This is a genomic window from Cryptosporangium phraense (assembly GCF_006912135.1).
Lineage (GTDB): Bacteria > Actinomycetota > Actinomycetes > Mycobacteriales > Cryptosporangiaceae > Cryptosporangium > Cryptosporangium phraense.
In genome coordinates this window covers 101,901-120,338 of record NZ_VIRS01000016.1, presented here as the reverse complement: position 1 = coordinate 120,338, position 18,438 = coordinate 101,901, and the positions used below count along the sequence as shown (strand labels likewise).

Genomic DNA, 18,438 nt, shown 5'->3' with positions numbered 1-18,438 from the left:
CTTTCGGTGAAGAGGGGTAGTGATGAGGGATGCCTGCACGGCTGCGGGGCCCGGCGGCACGGCGCGGCCGGGGCGTCTTCGGCGTCCTTGTAGTTCGGCCCGCTGGCGGTGGAACGCAGCCTCACGGCGAGGCAGGCAGGATGCGCAGCGCCCGCTCCAGCAGCAGGTTGGCGATGGGGGCGAGCGTGCCGGCGTCGGCGTGACGAACCGGTGTCTGCCGATGCCACTCCGCCGGCGGGACGTAAGCGAGCACGGTCCAGGTCAGGGACGGGGCGAGAATCTCCGCACGCGCGTGGCTCTGGAACGGGTAGTAGTCGCGGTCGACGTCAACACGCAGGACGCGTCCGGCGATGTGGTGCACGCGAGTCAGTCGGTAGCAGCCCTCGCGGGTCTGCGCGAAGACCGCGTCCACGATGGTCGCGTCGTCGCCGGCAGTCACCGGACAGTGCCCTCGGGACCCGGGGCCTGCTCCCAAGCCCATTGATGCGCGCCGACGGCATACAACCCGTCGGCGTCCGGGGTCAGGATGTCGGTCACGCGCAGTCTCGGTGTGTCGGTCCCGTCGTCGGTCTCCTGGGCGATGACCAGGACGCCTGGCTCGTAGAAGGACAGCCGAGGGCGTTCGCCGGGCATCAGATCGGTGTTCCGGTCGGGGTTGTCGTGCGCGGCGGCGAAGTCGGTGACCATCCGTTCGACGGTGGTCCGGTCGAAGCGCGGGATCGTGTCGCCGTTGCTCGTGGTGTAGCCGATCGGGGTCAGCGCCGGATAGGCCGCAGTCCAGGGTTCGTCGATCCGAACGGTGCTGGGCATCCACTGTGCGTGCGGCGGGGCGAGGTCGCCGCGCTGCTCGGCGAAGCTGACCGCGTCGCTACCGAGGACCGGGCCGTCAGCGGTGGTGAGCGCGACCCAGAACACGCCGCTGTCCCGAGCGGCGCGGAGCCGCTCAAGCAGGGGCGGCTGTTGTCCGGGTACGTCCAGGAGCAGCACCGCGGTGTCGCGGCCGGCGCCGGCCGGGGTGCCGCGCTCGCCGGTATTGGCGTGCTGCCAGGTCGAGGCGGCCGCGGTGTACGGGAACCCGAATGGCACGTACCAGCCGGGCAGCCCGTTGGAGTACAGCTGATCGATCTGGCCGCGGCCGTCCCAGATCAGCGCTGGCCGGCGCCCGGCCTGCTCGGGTAGCGGGGCGATCGGAGCGCGGTGGTCGAAGCACGCCGCGGCGTGCTCGGCCAGAGGCAGGACCTCGTCGAGGCGAAACCACAGTCGGATAGACATGACAGAAGAAACCTCCCTTTCCGGGAAGCTGAGAAGGGTCGGGGAAGAGGGGAAGGCGGCCGTTTGCTGCGTGGCCGGGGACTCCGCGATGCCCTGGCCCAGGGCGCCCGGCGCGCGACCCAACTGCGGTGACCTCGTCGGTCGCGGCGCAGGTAGTGACGGACCCGTGCATGTGCCTGCGCGCAGCGGAACCTCGCCGGGACTTGGCCTCGGCGGCGAATCGAGGGACGGGCGATCGGGCGCGATCTGCCGCGCGGTGCGCTCTCCGGTGCTCATGCCGCGGAGGATCGTTCGGTTGCCGTTGCACGCAGGACGGGGCGGCCAGGACAGCAGCGGGAGCCGGGGGCTCCGCGCTGCTGTTCTGGTTCCCTGTACTCGTGGTTGGCAGGTTCAGGAGTTGCGGGTGACGGCGATCAGCCGCTGCGAACCCCGGAGGGCACGCAGATGCGCAAGCGCCTGCTGGTGGTAGGCGATGCGGTCGGCCATGAAATCGCTAGCCGGGGCCAGGACCTCACCGGTCGGCAGGATGATCTTGTCGCAGGCCAGCGCCGCATCCATGCTGTACTGGACGTAGGCCTTCTGGCCGGCCTGGAACATCTCCACCTGGGTGGGGGAGAGCCAGAGCTGGGGATCGGCGACGGTGTGGTTGTGCAGCACCATGGCGTTGATCCGCGGCTGCGACCAGAAGTCGTGTTCGGCCTCCGACCGCGGATACTGCTGCGGTGCGGTGGCGTGACGACGGAGGAATGCCGCGAGCGGTTTGGCGTCGCGAGTGCCGCGCGCAAGCTGGAACCAGTGGTGGTAGCGGACGGCCGCCCAGGCGGCGACTGCCTCACGTTGCCCTCGCAGGTCCAGCAGGTCCAGCCGACCACCGGCGCACAGTGCGCGGCGACCGGGCTGGTAGCCGACGAGCTGGTCGCGGTGGCGGCGCCGCGCGTTGGTCCAGAACCGCGGAGCCAACGCGTGCCCGCCGACGAGCGCGTGCGCCAGGAAGTCCTGGGCGGAGATGCCGTCGGGCAGGACTGCGGCGTACGTCTGGACGGTCACCGGGGCGGTACGAGACCGCGTAGTAGCAGGCATCAATTACCTCCGGATGCATAGGCGCGTCGGGCACGCCGGGGACCAGCGCCACGGGTCGTGGGCCGGAACGGGACAGGGAAAGACCAGTGCGGCCTGGCAGAGGGTCGCCGCGCGGTGCGGACGTCGACCGGCCGTGAGGCGGGTGGACGAGCAGCACCGCAGAGTGCGGCGGGAACCCCGCGAGGCGGGACCGGGTGGAGCTAAAAGAGGGATGTGATGCCGGAAACGTAGCGGCTGGATCTCCCACCTCAATCGGCGGAGAAACCTCGTGAAAAGGCGCTCTGGGCTGCGGTGTTAGAAGAATTTCCCTGGCTAGAGCGCCAGCGTCTGTGAGAAGAAAACCTCGGCAGTGGTTCTCACAGCCAGCCTGAATCGGCGCGCCCCGTCGTGTGAGAACGGCTTGCCGACCCCGCTGGGTGGCCGGTGTCGGGGGTCGGCGTACCTCGAGGGCAGGCAGCGACGCAGGCCGGACGTCAGGCGGTCGGGCGGCCGTCGGTGGGCTGGTAGCGATGCGGGTTGATGGGTGGGTCGTCGGGGCCGTGGTCGCTGGGCAGCTCGTGAAGCGCGCGGCGTCGACTCGGATCGGCGGCGAGCAGCCAGGCCGCGACGGCGGGATGCCTGTCGTGAGTGGAGGTCGCCACCGGCATCGGCGTGGGGATGTCAGTGAGCGCGTCGAGCAGATGCGCCTCCCGGACCGGGCCGGGGACGCGCAGCAGGACCGGATAGCGGGGACCGACGGCCGCCAGACGGCTGTAGGCGCGCAGCTTGCCCAGCACGGTGCCGAGGGGCTCGGTGCCGTTGTCGTGCTCAAGGAAAAACCCGACGGTGCGGCCCTGCGCCGTCCAGACGCCGTGCCCGTCGGGGCGGATACCGGCCAAGGTCCAGGAGGCGGTGGCGTGCTGTTCGGACCACCACCGTTGCAGGTGAGCGTCGGGGTGGGCGCGGGCGTGGGCGAGCAGATCGACGAAGAACTGGTTGGTGCCGAGCAGGTGCCGCAGGGTGCGGGACGCAGCGATGCGTGCCGTCCGTTCGGCGCTGGACCGTAGCGGCCGGGACTGTGGCCGGTCCGGGTCGTTCCACTGGGTCGGGGCGACGAGGAGACCGACCGGTCCGAGGGCGTACAGGTGCTGGTTGGTGCCGGTGGTGATGTCGGCGAACCGTTCGAGCGCGCCGAAGTCGTGCAGCGTCTTCAGGCGCAGCCGTGCGGTGCGCGGTGACGGGAAGAGTGCCTGCGTGATCTGAGCGGTGGAGAGCAGATAGTGCTCGGCGAGCCAGTCCAGCAGCTGGCGGTCGCGCAGTGTCAGACGGCGAAGACTGGCCAGGTGGGATCGGAGGGTGGACGAGGCCCGGGGAGGAGATGCGGAGGACACGAGGATGCTCCTAGCGGGAGAAGGGGATCCCCCTTGGGAGGGGGTGTCTGGCTCGCGGGGCGGACTCGCCGTCGCTTGTCAGCCCGGACGTCCTGCGCACATGGACCGTCCACGGTGGTTGATCGCCGCGACGCGGTCTGAGCTGGGGAAGACCGAAGGGAAGACCTGACGGAAGGGGTCACGGAAGGCCCACCGGGTCGCCGTCGCCGCAGCAGATGGCCCGAGGGTTCAGCTGCTCGTGCCGGAGGCCTCCGCCGAGGGCCGCCGGTTGCGGTCCGGGGCGTCGCGTCGGGGGCGTTGGGAGAATTTGAGGACGAGCGCGTCGAGGGCGCTGGTGTCTTGGTCGGGGACGCTGGCCGCGACGCGCCGGCGGATCTCCTCGGTATCACCGATGAGAGGCCGGGGCGGGCGGGTCCGCAGGGTGAACGCGGGTGTTTGCCGTCCGTCGGCGATCAGCCGCGCGGCGGCGTGATAGGCATCCAAATGTGTGAGGTCGTGTTCGTCCAGTTCCGGGAGGGTGTGCCGGGCCAGGAGCCGGGCGTCCTCGGGGGCGCAGGCGAAGTAAATCTTGTTCCGCGCGTTGGCCGAGGCTGCGGCGAGCAGCTCGCGGGGGAACTGCGCGAGGTCCTGATGGGCCAGAGTCAACGCGAGCCGGTATTTCCGCGCTTCGGCGAGCATCGTGTCCAGCGAGTCGGCGAGCGTGAGGAAATTCTGCGCCTCGTCGATGATGAGGCTCGCGTCCCGGCGTCTGTCGGCCGGGATTCTCGAGCGGGCGGTGGCGGCTTGCCAGACCTGGGCGAGGATCAGCGAACCCAGCAGCTTGGTGGTGTCTTCTCCCAGCGCGCCTTTCGGGAGGCGGACCAGCAGAATGCCGCCGTCGAGGACCTTGCGCATGTCGAAACTCGACCGGGGGTAGCGCAGCGTCTGGGCGACGAAATCCCGGAGCAGGAACGACCGCAGCCGCGCAAGGACCGGGCCGATGACCTGGGAGCGCAGCGCCGGGGTGAGTTCGTCGTACCAGGCCCAGAACCCGCCGAGGCCGGCCGGATCGTCCAGATCGACGGTCATCTCGCTGCGGAACTGCTTGGAGTTCAGCAGCGGCGGAATGTGCTGCAACGTTACCGCGGGGTGCCGCAGCAGGGTCAGGCACGCCACCCGCATCACGTCGTCCATCCGCGGTCCCCAGGCTTTGGCGAAGATGGACCCGAAGATCGACACCAGGTTGTCGGTGACCAGGTCCGGGTCCTCGCCCTGCAGCGGGTTGAACGCGGCGTGGTTGGGCTGGTCGGGATCGATGAGCACCAGCCGGTCGGCGGCGGAGGCCGGGAGCCGGTCGAGGATGTCGAGGACCATGTCGCCGTGCGGGTCGATGACCACGGTGCCGCGCCCGGCCTTGATGTCGTCGAGCGCAAGCCCGGCGAGCAGCGTGGTCTTGCCGGAGCCGGTGGAGCCGATCATGTGGGTGTGGAACCGGGAGTCGGGCACCGAGAGGGCCACGGCGTGCCCGCCGACCTGAGCGTCACCGAGGACCTTGGTGCCACGCCCACCGGTGGGCACGGCGATCGGGGCGGGGACCGCTTTGGCGCGGGCCCGCTCCAAGCCCGGCACAGCCAGGTCGCGGGGCAGTGCGGCGAACGCGGCGAGTTCGTCGCTGCTGGCCAAGAATCCGCCGGAGAGGCGTCGCTGCGCCATGGTGTGTGCCGGGCCGGTGAGCGGGACCCGGCGGATGAGGCGGTTGCGGCCGTCGTAGACGGCGAAGGCCGCCGCGATCGTGCTGCCCAGCCCACCCAGCCGCGGATGCGGGTCGGTGCCGGCGCGGGCGCTGCTGGCGGTCAGGGCGTACCGGACGCTGGTGACCCACAGCACCCCCGCGGTCTTGTCCAGCACCGCGCGGACGTCGCGTTCGATGCCCGGGTCACGGCCCGCCGCCGAGGTGGGCCGAGCGCCGGTCGTGCTCCGGCGCGGCGCACTGGGCAGGAACAGTTCGACCAACCACAGCAGCGGCGCGGCGGGATTGACCGCCAGACCCGTGGTCTGTCCCTGGCGCATGCGGCGCGCGGTCGCGCGTGCCCGCGTGGTCTGCCGGGGCGTGGCGGGCCGGGCGAGGACTTGCACGCAGGCCTGCTCCCCCGGCCGTAGCTGCGACCCGGCGGCGATCAGTGCGCGAAGCGGATCAGCGGGCTGGTCGGCGTCGAAGGGCAGCCGGTCGGACGCGGTCGGCAGCAGCAGTCCCCCCACGGCGGCTGGTGCGTCCAGCGGCAGCGGCGGGCCGGCTGGTTCGGTGGCGACGGCGCTACTGGGCCACGCGGCGCGGACGGCGGCTTCGACCGCGCCGGGCGGCACGGTGCCGGGCACCCAGATCCGGATCTGCAGTCGCCGTCCGGTCCACAGGTATTCCCACACGACGTGGGGCGCGCCGGTCAGCCAGCGGCGTCGCCTCGACGGCAGCAGGGTCCCGGCGAGGTTGGCCCACAAGGCTTCGGCGGCGTGTTCCTCGACCTCGGGCGGCGGCGCGATCGTCACCACCCGCGCACCCGTCGCGTGGCGGGTGTGCCGCCATCGGGCGAGGGCGATCCGGGCGAGCGCGTGGATCACCAGCACGCCGGCGGCGACCGCGAGCAGCCATGGCCGGTGCATCGCCCAGCCGATCGCCTCCAGCACCCATCGGCTCGGCCCCGGGACCCCGGGAACGACGTCGCCCGGTCCAGAAGGACCGGGCGACGTGGCGATGAACGACGCCAGCGCTGGGTGCAGTCTCTGGTGACCGATCATCGCGGCCACCTCCGCGCCCCGGCCGACGCGTCGGCGCGCAGCCGCGGCGAACCAGAAAATACCGAATCAGCGGTGTCGCCGCGCTCAGTGCTGGCACGGCCAGTGCGGGGAAGGCCGGTGTCCGGAAGGTCGGTGTCGGGGAGGTCGGTGTCGTCGAGCTCTCCGTCGAACAGTTCGTTGTGGTGAAGCTCGGCGAGTTCGGCGGGAGTGGTGGTGGCCATCCGATGCTCGGCGGGCGACGCGACGACCTCCAGGCCGACCCTGTAAGTCCCGGACAGCAGGAGCCCGGTGCCGGTCCGGGCGGCCAGCAGGGCCCGGCGTTCGCCGGCGGTGAGCCCAAAGGCCGCACCGATCGCGTCGATGGCCTGCGGGGCCTGCTTGAGCAGGATCTGGGTGGCCGAGTTGGCCGCGACGGCCTGCCCGAGATCGGTGCTCAGGATGTCGGCGACGTCCTGGGTGGCGACGGTGAGCCCGGCGTTGCGTTTGCGGGCGGCCTTGGCCAGCCGGAACAAGAACTTGGCGCCTTCGCCGTCGCGGAGCAGCAGCCATGCCTCGTCGACGACGACCATCCGCCGGACCGGCCGTCCGCCCTCGGCCGTGTGCGTGCGTGTGTCGACCGTGCTGGTGTCGTACGCGCCGGTGCCGCTGTGAGTGGGGTTGTCGATGCTCTGCCAGATCGCGTCGAGGGCCAGCAGGGTGCCCGCCGCGCGTAGTTCATCGGGCAGTTGCCGCAAGGACCACACGACCAGCTGCCCGGACGGGGCGGTGGTGGTCGGTCCGTTGAGCAGGGTCGCGTAGTTGCCCTCGACCCAGGGCGTGAGGCGTCCGGCCAAGGCGCCCCCGGCGGGGTCGCGGTCGGCGCACAACGCCGCGACCAGGGTTCCCATCTGCGGGGCGGGTCGCCTGTGGGTGGCCGGATCGGCGGTGATGCCGGCTTCGCGGTAGGCGGCCAGGATCGCCCGGTCGAGGGCGGCCCGTTCGTCGGTGGCCGGTGCCGCACCGAGCAGGACGCCGATGAGGGTGTGGATGAACAGTCCGCGCCGGGTGACTGCGTCGGCGCGTGCCGGTCCGGGTGAGAGGTCGAAGGGGTTGATCCGGACACCGGGGGCGCCCAGCTGCACGACGGTGCCGCCCACGGTCGCGGCAAGGTGCCGGTATTCGTCTTCGGGGTCGATCACCGCGACCTGCACCCCGTGGTAGAGGTTGCGGGCGATGTCGAGTTTGACGAAGTAGGACTTTCCGGCGCCGGAGCGGGCCAGCACGATCGCGTTGTGGTTCTCCTGCGCCCACCGGTCCCACCACACGATGCCACCGGAGTCGGGATTGATCCCGTACAGCACACCGCCGCTGGTGGGTGGGTCTCCGGGCAGCGGGGCGGGCAGGTCGGGGGAGGCGAGCGGGAACGCGGCCGCGAGGGCTTGGGTGTCCATGGTGCGGTGGGCGCGGAGCAGGTCGACGCCCAGTGGCAGGGTGGTGGTCCACCCGGCCAGGTGCCGCCAGGTGGCCGGTTGGACGTCGAGGAGCACGGATGCGGCGGCGGCGCGGACCTGCGCGCACGCGTCGGCCAGTTCCGGTTCGGTGCGGGCGTGGACGGTGAGGTACAGGCCGACGCGGAACAGTTTCGCCTCGCCGCGCGCGAGGCGTTCGGCCAGATCGGTGGCGGCTTCCGCGGACGCCTCGAGCGACGGATCGGGGAGCCGGCCGCGGGCGGCATCCACGCGCAGGGTGGAGTGGTAGCGGGCGCGCTGGGTGCGCAGCCGGGCAGCCGCGACCGGCGCAGGAAGCGGATCGATGTGCAGAGCGAGGTCGAGGCGGCCGGGCCAGGACAGCAGGGGCTCGAGCCAGGCCGGGCCGACCTCGGCGGGGTAGCCGGTGACGACCAGAGTCGCGGCGTAGCCGTCGCCGGCCCGCAGATGCCGGGCGGTGACTTCCACTCCCGTGGGGGCGACGCCGGCGGCCAGCGGCGTCGACGCGTCGGATTCCGCGCCGGACGCGGCGTACTCCGTGAGGTCCTCGGTGGCGTGGGGGTGGGTGCGGGTTCGGGGTCGGGATGGTCGGATCAACGCGATCGTGTCCTTCGCATAGGTGGGCCGGTGGTGAGGGCGTCCGGCGCGGCGATGCCGCGCGCGCGAGGCGGCCGGTAGGGGTCGGCGGAGGCGGCGAGGGCCTCGGTGGCGGCATCCCCGTCGAGCACGCGGGCGGTGACGCCGAGCCCGGACAGAGCCCGGGCGGTGTCCTCGGCGCGGCGTCGTGCCGCACGCGTCCCGGGGACGCGGTCGTGGGCGCCGGGCGCCGTGGTGGAGCGCGACGGGCGGGACGAACGCCGGTTGCGCGGAACGCGGCTGACGCCGGCGGAGGTGGGGGCGGGGGTGACGAGCAGGACTTGGCGGCGGAGCGGATCGCGCCGATCGGCCAGCTCGTGGAGGAAGGCGGCGTGATCGGCGCACGCGTCGGCGAGCACCGGGTCGTCCAGGCGATCTGCGGTGTCCTCGAGGTGCCGGGCGTGGGAGCGCAGGTCGACCGGCTGGGCGGTCACGACGACCTGCGCGGGCGCGGCCAGGGAGTTCAGCCACCGTCCCCAGCCCTCGATCAGCGCGGTCTGCTCGTCGGGGGTGCGCAGGGCGAGGTTGACGGTGGTCGCGGCGACGATCGCCGCGTCGAGCCCGGCGGTGAGGTGGATCTGTCCGTCCGCGTCGATAGCGGTCGCCGGTAGGCGCAGCGGAGCGGGCAGCGGAATCCGCGGCCGGGGCAGCGTCTGCACCCACGGCGGCGCGGGCTGTGCCTGCTCGAGGGTCGAGAGCGCGTGCGGGGCGCGTCCGTGGCGGATCGCGGCGCGTAACCATTGGTCCATCGGCAGGCCGTCGCGGCGGCCCAGCGCCAGGACCACCGCGACGACGGCCACGACACCGCAACCGGCGGCCAGCAGCGGAACCGGCAGAACTGCGCGCAGCGCGCTCCAGCCGGTGTAGGCGAGAAGCGCCGCGACGGCCAGGATGGCCAGCTGCCGGAAGGTCAGGCCGTAGGCGGCGGTGTCCGGTGCGTCGACGTCGGCCGGCATGCGCGCTCGCAGCGGCTCGTCGCGGCCGGCGCGGGTTGACTGTCCCGGCGGACTCGGGGTGGTGTGTGCGCGCATCACAGCATCCCCGCCACACGGCGCACGGCCAGGACCCGCACGACGGTCCCCCACGCGTTCGGTGGCCGGCCGCCGGCCGAGACGTAGCGGCGCACCAGGCTCGGGATGCGCTGCGTGGTCCACAGGAGCACCAGCACGACCAGCAGATTGAGGATCGTCGCGGAACCGCCGGACCAGGGGAGGTCGGGCAAGATGTGCCGGATGTCGGTGAGCATCCACTGTCCGGCGGCGAGGGTGAAGGCCTGCAGCACGGGGACGGCCAGGACCCCGAGATAGGACCGCCACCACAGCCGGGCGACCGGGTCGGTGTGCGGCAGGGCGTGGCAGGCCAGCGCGAGCGGAGCAGCGGCGGTCAAGATGAACAGGACACCGAAGCGGGTGATCAGGCCAAAGGCGATGCTGACCACGAGCACGATGACCAGCACGACGATCACGAGCAGCAGCAGCATGACGCCGGGGTTGTTGCCGGCGCGCAGGTGCTGGCGCAGCGCGGCGACGCCGAACGACCGGTCGACGTTCTGGTCGCTGAGCGCTCCGCACACCGCGTTGGCCAGCGTGATGGCCCGTCCACAGAGCAGCTGCGAGAAGTGCGCGGCGAGGAAACCGACCACGGCGCGGGGAACGAGATCTTTGACCGTGTACTGGGTGGTCTCTTCGCCGCCAGCGATCATGGTCAGCACCCCGGCGGCGAGGAACACGAGGACGAAGACGGTGTCGACGACGGTCACGGATCGGCCGGTCAAGGCCTGCACCTGCGGCAGGCTGGTGAGTTCCGGGGTGACCAGCAGCGCGTCGCTGATCAACTCGATCACCGCGTCCAGCGCGGCGAGTACGGCGTCGAAGAGCCACGACAGGATCTGATTGAGGACGAAGCCGCTCATGACGATCAGACCGCGACGATGCTCTTGGCGATCTGCAGCAGCACCGGCGCGAGGATGGCCAGGGCGTAGCCGACCAGCGCGTTGCGCAGCGCGGTTTTGCCCTTGATTTCCTGCTCGGGGCTGCCGCCGGCGGTGGTCAGGTATACCGCGGCCAGGACCGCGTACAGGGTCGCGATCGAGCCGATGATTCCCAGCACCCAGAGCTGCAGGCTGCTGATCACCTCCGGCAATGACTTCGGTGTCGGAACGCCGGGAGCGGGCGCGGCCACGGCAGCATCCGGAAGCCACGACAAGGAAAGAAAGGCGCCGGTCAGCGCTGCGCGCGGCACTCGGCTGAGTGCTCGCCGAGGCCGTCCGGTGGGGGGCGAGAGGAAACGGGCGCGGCGCGAGCGCGCCGGACAACAAGACCTGGCGGCGCGCGGGCACGCCGGAGAGCCAGACATTGGGGGGGGTCACCTCCGGCCCGGCGCCACGCGAAGGACGCGCGGCGCCGGGCGAATGCTCGAAAAGGCGGTCATGGGACCGCCGCCGAGCCCCGAGCACCGAAGCGGAGGCGAGCGAGCAGGGATGCGTTCCGGGAGGAGCTCGTCCTCCCATTCGGGTACGCGAGGAGGGAATGTGTGTCAGCGCATTCCGTGCGCAGCACCCGGATCGACCCTGACTCGCCGCACCATGCGTCCGTGCTGGGCTCGGCGGCGGACGGCGCCCCAGCGCCGCGCTGTGCGCAGCGAGAAGCGATCCGCACCTTCAGAACCGTCGTCTGTGAGCCCTGGCGAACGCCCCCGCATCTCACACGGCCTTACAGGGACCTCACAGCACCGTGCCGCCTCTCCTTGGCGCTGCTCACATTCCTGCACGACCCAGTGCACAGATCGTGTCCGGCTCTGTGGACAACCCGCTGAGCCGCAGGTCAGCCACGCGTGACCTGTGGACAAAGGACACACGCGCTGCACGGCGGCATGTGAGTGCCAACGCCGCGTGAATAGGGGCCCGGCCGCTTCGGAAACAGAGAGTCAGTCATCAAGATTTCGTGTCGCGCGGCCGAGTAGACCGCGAAGGAATGTGTCCGTCGGCGACAGGTCCGGAGACGACAAACGGCCTGAGCTCCGGGACCCGAAACCGGCCGGAGTTTCGAAAACACGAAGAGCGCCGGCCGCGATCTACCGATCGCGGCCGGCGCTCCTCGTTGGTCTCCTGCGTGCTGCGGAGAGGCAGATCGCACGTCGAGCGACAGCAAAGTTGGTTGGTTCGAATCCCCGTCCGAACGGGAGTTGGTGCCAAAAATTAAACCGGCTGAGGGTGAGCCAAGCTGTGACGCGTCGCTGACCCCGTGAGGGAGTGCTCGCGTGCGGCCGGTGTCGCCGAGAACATCCTCGCCGCCCCAGTCGGCCGGCAGCGTGCAACGCACTCTAGGTTGGCTGGAGGATGCCGTCGGGACGGACTACGTCGACGAAAACGGTTTTGGTCAGGATGCTGGCGAGGCATTGATCGGTCGCTGCGACCATGGCATCGAACAGCGGGATCGGTCAGGCGGCGTGGATGCGCCCGCGGGGCCGAGTAGCGCGGGTGGCGGTGCGGTGCGCGGCGGCCTTCTTCAGCTGGGCGCGGGCTTCGGCGGAGGCCACGCCGGTGAGCAGGCCGTCGGCCAGCGCGGCGGCCAGGCGCTGATCCACGCGGTTCAACCGCATCCGCAGCGCGTCGACGGTGATACGACGCGCGGCGGCGAGCGGGACGGGGTCCCGCAACGCCAGCCGCGTATCGATCCAGGCCTCGGCGTCGCCCTCGTCGACCAGTTCCAACGCGACGGCACGGGCGACCAGAACGTCGGGATGTCCGTAGGGAATTCGGGGTGGCCGGGAGGCCAGAGCATGCTCGAGATCATCGACGGGAACCTGTTCGCGGGCTTGACGCAGCAGGTGGTGCCCGGCTCGCCAGGCGGCCCAGCACAGGCGGGCGCAGGTGAGCTCCGCGGCCGGTACGCGAGTGTCGCGGAGAGCGGAGAGAAAGCCGGTGAGCAGTTCGGAGTCGATGTCGTCAGGATCGTCGGGATAGCCGGCGCGCAGCTCGACCGCTGAGCGCAGCAGCGAGGGCATCGCCATGCCGACCGCGGTGATCACCCACTGCGGCTCGCCCGTCCGGGCTCGCTGGATCAGTTCGGTCCAGACGGCGTCCTGTGCGTTGTGCGCACCAGGGTGCTCGAGCAGCCAGTTACGCAGCGTCCGGAGAGGCATCGATCCGCTGGGCAATCCAGCCGCCGGTGAGAACTGGTCGAGATCGAGCAGGAGAGGATCGGGATCGGTCGTCAGGGCGGTGAATGCCTGATCAGCGGCGGCCAGGGCCGAGCTCGGCCACGGGGTGCTCATCGCGAAATGCTCCTAGAGGCGAGGGACGCAGGATCCGCCGGATAGCGCCAGGCGGACGACCTCGATTCAGTCAGCTGGTGCTGACAGACCCCTCACAGCCGCTCACTGCGTTCTCACATCTGGTTCTGCGCGGCTTCTCACACGATCTCTCACCTCATCGAGGGCGAGGTGTTGTATCCACTGAGGAGTGAACGCGCCGCCGTTGAATCCTGTGTGGAGTAATGTGAAGTGACAGATCGGTCGAGCGAGTCGCCCCAGCAGCCGCCGGCCGGCGGCGGGTTCGCTAACCCGTGGGCACGGGACATCGGGAGGTCATCACCGCCCGGACCTCCAGCATCGCTTCCCGGCTCCCGCGTGCCGCTGGCCTACGAACCGGGGCGCACGGATCCGATCGCGGCCGCCGAAGCTCTGGGCTCATCGATCCGCCGTCACCGCGAGGCCCAACTCGCGGGTCGTGTCGGTGCGGCGGCGCTGGAGCCCGTTGAACTGCCCTCGTCAGACTCGCGCGACGTCACGGTCATGATGCGCATCTCGCCACTGCTCTTGAGGTTCGTTCTCGCTCGCGCGGAGATCGAAGGCGCCAAGACCGGTCTCCTCGCCACCGAGTTCTTTCTGCGCTATGCGCTCGGAGTGCCGGAGGACCCCCAGGAGGTCGTCCCTCGTCAGCAACGCTTGAAGGAATGGTTTGCGGCAGGAATGGACGGGTCAGCCCCACCTACGGCGCAAGCGAGCTGCCCGTCACCCGCCCAGGAGCGGCGGCTGCACGAGGAGGCACGACGGCGCGGTATGTCCGCTCGTGATCTGCTGGACGACATCCTCGACGGCGCGCTCGGGCAGTAGCCGGGCCGGATGGACGCACGCCCCGGCGCTTGTGGGGCCACCCGATAGAGGTTCCTGGATTCCAAACAGGCCCGGGGAGCCGGTGAAGCTGAGGAGGACATTCACCAGCGTCGCGGACACTGTGAGAACTCTGTAAGCCACTGTGAGATGGGGGCGCGTTCGCTGGGGCTCACAACCGCCGGTTCTGAGGGGTCAGCGTATTCCGGGCGCGGCGCGGAGCCGAACCCGCATGAACGATCGCTCTTCTTCGTCCGACCCCAATTCCGTAACCGACCCCGCTTCCGTAACCGACCCCGCGTCCGCAAACAACTCCAGCGCTGAAGTCGGCTTCCCGGCCGCGACGTCGTCAACTCCGCCGGTGTCCGACACCCCCACCGCCATTGCGGCCTCGTCCGAACACCCCGAGCTCATGTCGTCGGGCGCCGACGGCCGGGAGGCGCAGTTCCCCGGTGGAGCGCTGTCCACCGATCTGGTGCCGGGTACTCCGCCGGTGCCGCTGACCGTATGGCGCACCGCCCGTCGCGGCGAACCCTCGGCGGGTGTCCCGGCGCGCCTGGCCTATCGGCTGGTGGCCGCCTACAGCGCGCCGGGCCAAGCAGTAATTGATCTGACCGCAGGTCATGTCCTGACCGCGGTGTGCGCGGAGGGCGGACGCCGGCATCATCCGGCATGGTTCACCCCGGCTGCGAGCCTGATCATCGGACCGGCCAGCCCAGCGGACCGATCTGCGGCCTCCGACGGTTCACCCGAGCTCCGCAGCGCCGCGGCCGGTGAGCCACCGGCGATGAGTGGCTGGTTCGGCGATGACCTCACCGACCCGGATTTGGCTCCCCTCGACGACCCGAGCTCGCAGGGATCAGCAGACGGCATGCTGACGGGAGCGACCACCCTGATCGCGGCACCGTGGCCGCTGAACGCGGTGGAGGAAACTAGCCGTGCGCGGCTGGCGAGGCTGCTGGCCGGCTGCGGCCAGCTGCTGGAGCCGGCCGGCTGCCTGGTCTTGATCGTCGACTCGATCACCGGGGCTAGCCGGCCGCCGGAGGACTTCGGCCCGCTGATCGCTGCCGCGAGTGCGGCAGGACTGCGGTATCTGCAGCACCTCGCGGCCGTGGAGGCCGATACTGACGGCGATGCATTCGTGTATCACGTGTCGCCGGACGACGAGCTCCTCGCCCTCGCTCACACGGATGCCGATGGCCGCCCCCGGCCGGGAGCACATACCCGAATCCATGCGGACCTTCTTGTCTTCAGCAGGAGCCCGGACGCCCGATCTTCTGCCCGGGCGGCAACGCGACGTCCGACCCGCCGGAGCACGTCGTGACGGCGCGGCCAGTGAGTGAGCCGCCCGTCCCGGCGGCCCGGCGAGCGTTTTTGCGACCGGCCGGCGAGACGGCGGCTCAGGGTACAGCCGGTGGGGATAGGGCCGACACGATGGCTTCAGCCGGATCGGCGTACCTGTCGGTGTGGGCGACCGCCCAGGCCACCGGGCCGGTCCAGCGCCGGGGCCGGTACGTCAAGGAATCGGTGCGCCATCCGGCGCGGATGCTGCCGGCGATCGCCGCGCACGCCGTCCAGGCCTACTCCCAGCCCGGCGACCTGGTCCTCGATCCGATGGCCGGAATCGGCACCACGCTGGTGGAAGCCGTCCACGCCGGGAGGGACGCGGTCGGGGTGGAGTACGAGAGCCGCTGGAGCGACATCGCCGACCGCAACCTCGCTCGCGCCCACAGCCAGGGCGCGACCGGGCACGGTGCGGTCATCCGCGGTGACGCCACCCGTCTCCTGTCGCTCGTGCCCTCAGTGCTGGCCGGGCAGGTCAGCCTCGTCATCACCTCACCGCCCTACGGGCCGACCGTACATGGCCTGGTCCGACCCGAGCCCGGCGCGGGCGTCGCCAAACACGACAACACCTATAACGACGGCACCGACAAAGGAAACCTCGCCCACCAGCGCAGCCTTGGCGGCCTGGCCGACGGGTTCAGCGACATCCTGACCGGCTGCGCCACCCTGCTGCGCCCGGGCGGCACCGTCGTGGTCACCGCTCGGCCGTGGCGCAAGAACGGCACCCTGGTCGATCTGCCCTCCGCGGTCCTGGCCGCCGGCGTCCGGGCCGGACTCGTGCCGACCGAGCGCTGCGTGGCGCTGCTGGCCGCCGTCCGCGACGGCCGCCTGGTCGCGCGTCCCTCGTTCTTCCAACTCCAGTCCGTCCGCAAAGCCCGCGCGGCAGGGACCCCACTACACCTGATATCCCACGAAGACGTCCTGGTGTTCACTCGGCCGAACGGGACAAACTCGGACGTAACTGCAGGTGGTCCTCGTGAACCCGCCCCGGCCTCCCGGACCGGACGCTGATCCGGCCGTTCCCCGCTCGCTGCCTGCCTGCGATTCCTCATTGGCGCACAACGACGGCAGCGCCGGGCAGCAACCTCCCGGCCAGGCGCTCACACCGGCCGCACTTCCACACCGACCCGGGCCGATGTTCCTTTCGTTTCTCGCCCGACTTGTCTGCTGGTTACCAAGGAGAAAATTGATGACTACCCGACGGCCACGCCACCGCCGCGGCGCGGCATCCACTTCCGCCCCGTTCCAGCCCGTTCCCTGGGAGGCCGCAGACCGCTCCGCGAACCTGAGTGGACGTGCGCGGCCCGGCGACGCTGTGGAGTGGACCGAAGATCGGATCCGTGCCCTGGGCGCGGTGACCAGCGTGCCGGTCGCGTGCGAGATTTTCCGGATCGCGCCGTCCGGCGCCTACCCGAAGATCCGCGCTGACCTGGCCGACGGCGGCAACCGATTCCCGGTGCGGGTCCTGCAGTACGGACGTGTCTACCGCGTACCGGTCCCGGCAATCCTCGCCGCGCTCGGCGCGAGCACTCCCGACATCGGCACCGGCACCGACCCGGCCTCCGCGCTGAGCCCGGCCAACCCGGCCAACCCGGCCGACCCGTCTGGATCCACCGACTTGCTGCGCCGCCCGCAGTCACGCGTCGATCAACCCGGCCGCAATCCGCGGTACCCGCTCGACCCTGAGTAGGAAGATTTCGCTGATGTCCACGACGAGTGGAACCCTGTCCAAGCAGTGCTCGTGCCGCGGTCCGGACGGCCGCAAACTCGGCACCCGCTGCCCGAAACTGCGCCGCGCCGGCGGCACTTGGAGCCCCACTCACGGCCGCTGGTCTTACCAGCGGGAACTGCCCGCCGACCCGGACCGTCCCGGCCGCCGTCAGCTGCGCAACCGCACGTTCGCCGAACGGCAGGATGCCGCCGACGAACTCCAGCGCGTCAACGCCCTGCTGGCGCTTGCCGCCGGTGACCCGGGTCTCGGCGCGCAGATCGCCACGCTGCTGCTGGCGGTGCCCCGGGACCAGCCGATGCCCGACCGGGATGTGGTCGCCCGCCGGATCCGCGCCGGGGTCGCCCCGGCCGTCGAGATCAGCACCGGCCAGTACCTCACCGACTGGTTGGCGACGCGGAAGCTGAAGACCCTGACGCTGCGCTCGTACGCCGGGCACATCCGCAATCACCTGATTCCGCATCTCGGGCACATCCCGGTGGACAAGCTGCGGGTCGAACATCTGCAGGCGATGGTCGCGGCCATCGAGGACCGCACCACCGGAATCGAGATCGCCCGCCAGAGCGACGATCCCGAGGTCCGTGCCAGCGTGAAGGGCGTCCCGACCACCGGGCCGGCGACGCTGCACCGCATCCGCGCCACCCTGCGTAAGGCACTCAACGACGCTATCCGGGTCCACCGACTGATCGAGTTCAACCCCGCCGCCCACCTGGAACTGCCGCCCGGGCGGCGCCCGAAGGCACGGGTCTGGACCGCACCGGCGGTGGCTGCTTGGCTGGCGACGGGTGCGCGGCCGAGCCCGGTGATGGTGTGGACACCCGCGCAGGCCGGTCGGTTCCTCGACTTCGCCGAGGAACATGATCCCGACCTGGTCGCGCTGTACACGCTGACGCTGCACCGCGGCCCGCGGCGGGGGGAAGTCGTCGGCCTGCCCGAGAGCCAGCTGGACCTCGACGCTCGGCTGATGATGATCTCCACCGCGATCCTGGTGGACGGCTACACCACGATCACCGACGCGGTGAAGTCGCAGGCCGGTGACCGGCCCGTGCCGCTGGATCAGGTGTCGGTGGGCGCGCTGCGCCGGTACTTCGCCCGGCGCGCGGAGTGGAAACTCGCCGCGGGCCCGGATTGGCCGGACACCGGGCTGGTGTTCGTCCGCCCGGATGGGCGCCCCTGGCACCCGGAACTGGTCTCCGAACGGTTCGAGAAGCTGGTCGCTCGCGCGGGCCTGCCGCCGATCCGGTTTCACGATCTGCGGCACTGCGCCGCGACCTACATGAAGGCCGCCGGCTCGGACCTCAAAGACATTCAGGAAGTCCTGGGTCACTCCGGGATCGCGATCACCGGCGATACCTACACCTCGGTGATCTTCGAACTGGAAACCGAGATGGCCAAAGCCGACGCCGCCGCCGCGCTCATTCCCCGCGCTCGCGCCGCGAACGGACCCACCGGTACCGCGCCAGCAGGGGGTCGCAGCATCGGTCGCATCGGTGGGCCACCCGATACCGGCCCCACGGGGAGCGGGACCCCTGGCGGGCCCGGGGTCGCCGAGGGCGGGGTCGCCGAGGGCGGGGTCGCCGAGGGTGGGGCCGACGAGGAGGGGGTATCGCCGCAGGCTCGCGCGTCCTGATCTTTGGGGGCGCCACCCGCGGCAGCC

At 71.0% G+C, this 18,438-nt stretch carries 15 protein-coding genes; 5 read left to right on the top strand and 10 right to left on the bottom strand.

The window, feature by feature from the left end:
- Positions 1–121: 121 nt before the first annotated feature.
- The 10 genes from FL583_RS22505 to FL583_RS22460 all read right to left on the bottom strand — a co-directional run bounded on the left by FL583_RS22505 (position 122) and on the right by FL583_RS22460 (position 12,871).
- On the bottom strand, positions 122–439 hold the full coding sequence (locus FL583_RS22505) for a hypothetical protein (RefSeq protein WP_142706696.1): 318 nt from the start codon (positions 437–439) through the stop codon (positions 122–124).
- Positions 436–1,548 (bottom strand): hypothetical protein, encoded by a 1,113-nt coding sequence (locus tag FL583_RS22500; protein ID WP_170323819.1) that lies wholly within the window; start codon positions 1,546–1,548, stop codon positions 436–438. Before FL583_RS22500 ends, FL583_RS22505 begins: the two co-directional genes overlap by 4 nt.
- Positions 1,549–1,662: 114 nt before the next feature.
- Positions 1,663–2,319 (bottom strand): hypothetical protein, encoded by a 657-nt coding sequence (locus FL583_RS22495; protein ID WP_142706694.1) that lies wholly within the window; start codon positions 2,317–2,319, stop codon positions 1,663–1,665.
- 506 nt (positions 2,320–2,825) lie between these two features.
- The gene (locus FL583_RS22490; protein ID WP_205752359.1) at positions 2,826–3,722 is read right to left on the bottom strand and encodes a replication-relaxation family protein; all 897 of its coding nucleotides are present in this window, start codon (positions 3,720–3,722) and stop codon (positions 2,826–2,828) included.
- Positions 3,723–3,950: 228 nt separating this feature from the next.
- Positions 3,951–6,494 (bottom strand): type IV secretion system DNA-binding domain-containing protein, encoded by a 2,544-nt coding sequence (locus FL583_RS22485; RefSeq protein WP_142706693.1) that lies wholly within the window; start codon positions 6,492–6,494, stop codon positions 3,951–3,953.
- Positions 6,491–8,455, bottom strand: a complete 1,965-nt coding sequence (locus FL583_RS22480; RefSeq protein ID WP_142706844.1) for a VirB4 family type IV secretion system protein — start codon at positions 8,453–8,455, stop codon at positions 6,491–6,493. The genes FL583_RS22485 and FL583_RS22480 overlap by 4 nt, the downstream gene beginning before the upstream one ends.
- A gap of 98 nt (positions 8,456–8,553) precedes the next feature.
- The gene (locus FL583_RS22475) at positions 8,554–9,552 is read right to left on the bottom strand and encodes a PrgI family protein (RefSeq protein WP_142706692.1); all 999 of its coding nucleotides are present in this window, start codon (positions 9,550–9,552) and stop codon (positions 8,554–8,556) included.
- 74 nt (positions 9,553–9,626) lie between these two features.
- A complete protein-coding gene (locus tag FL583_RS22470; RefSeq protein ID WP_142706691.1) occupies positions 9,627–10,508 on the bottom strand; it encodes a TrbL/VirB6 family protein in 882 nt (293 codons plus the stop codon).
- A gap of 5 nt (positions 10,509–10,513) precedes the next feature.
- A complete protein-coding gene (locus FL583_RS22465; RefSeq protein WP_142706690.1) occupies positions 10,514–10,837 on the bottom strand; it encodes a hypothetical protein in 324 nt (107 codons plus the stop codon).
- 1,197 nt (positions 10,838–12,034) lie between these two features.
- Complete coding sequence (locus FL583_RS22460; RefSeq protein ID WP_142706689.1) at positions 12,035–12,871, bottom strand: hypothetical protein; 837 nt, start codon at positions 12,869–12,871, stop codon at positions 12,035–12,037.
- A 354-nt stretch (positions 12,872–13,225) separates the two neighbouring features.
- On the opposite strand from FL583_RS22460, the gene FL583_RS22455 reads away from it, so the two are divergent.
- The 5 genes from FL583_RS22455 (at position 13,226) to FL583_RS22435 (ending at position 18,411) form a co-directional block, all read left to right on the top strand.
- Positions 13,226–13,711, top strand: coding sequence for a hypothetical protein (locus tag FL583_RS22455; protein ID WP_142706688.1), 486 nt, complete (start codon positions 13,226–13,228; stop codon positions 13,709–13,711).
- Between the two features lie 229 nt (positions 13,712–13,940).
- Entirely contained in the window at positions 13,941–15,032 is a 1,092-nt protein-coding gene (locus tag FL583_RS22450) for a hypothetical protein (protein ID WP_142706687.1), read from the top strand.
- 110 nt (positions 15,033–15,142) lie between these two features.
- Positions 15,143–16,063, top strand: coding sequence for a TRM11 family SAM-dependent methyltransferase (locus FL583_RS22445; RefSeq protein ID WP_142706686.1), 921 nt, complete (start codon positions 15,143–15,145; stop codon positions 16,061–16,063).
- A gap of 343 nt (positions 16,064–16,406) precedes the next feature.
- Positions 16,407–16,742 carry a hypothetical protein gene (locus tag FL583_RS41065; RefSeq protein WP_205752357.1) on the top strand — a complete coding sequence of 112 codons (336 nt, stop codon included), beginning with the start codon at positions 16,407–16,409 and terminating at the stop codon, positions 16,740–16,742.
- A gap of 13 nt (positions 16,743–16,755) precedes the next feature.
- Positions 16,756–18,411, top strand: coding sequence for a site-specific integrase (locus FL583_RS22435; protein WP_142706685.1), 1,656 nt, complete (start codon positions 16,756–16,758; stop codon positions 18,409–18,411).
- Positions 18,412–18,438 lie beyond the last annotated feature (27 nt).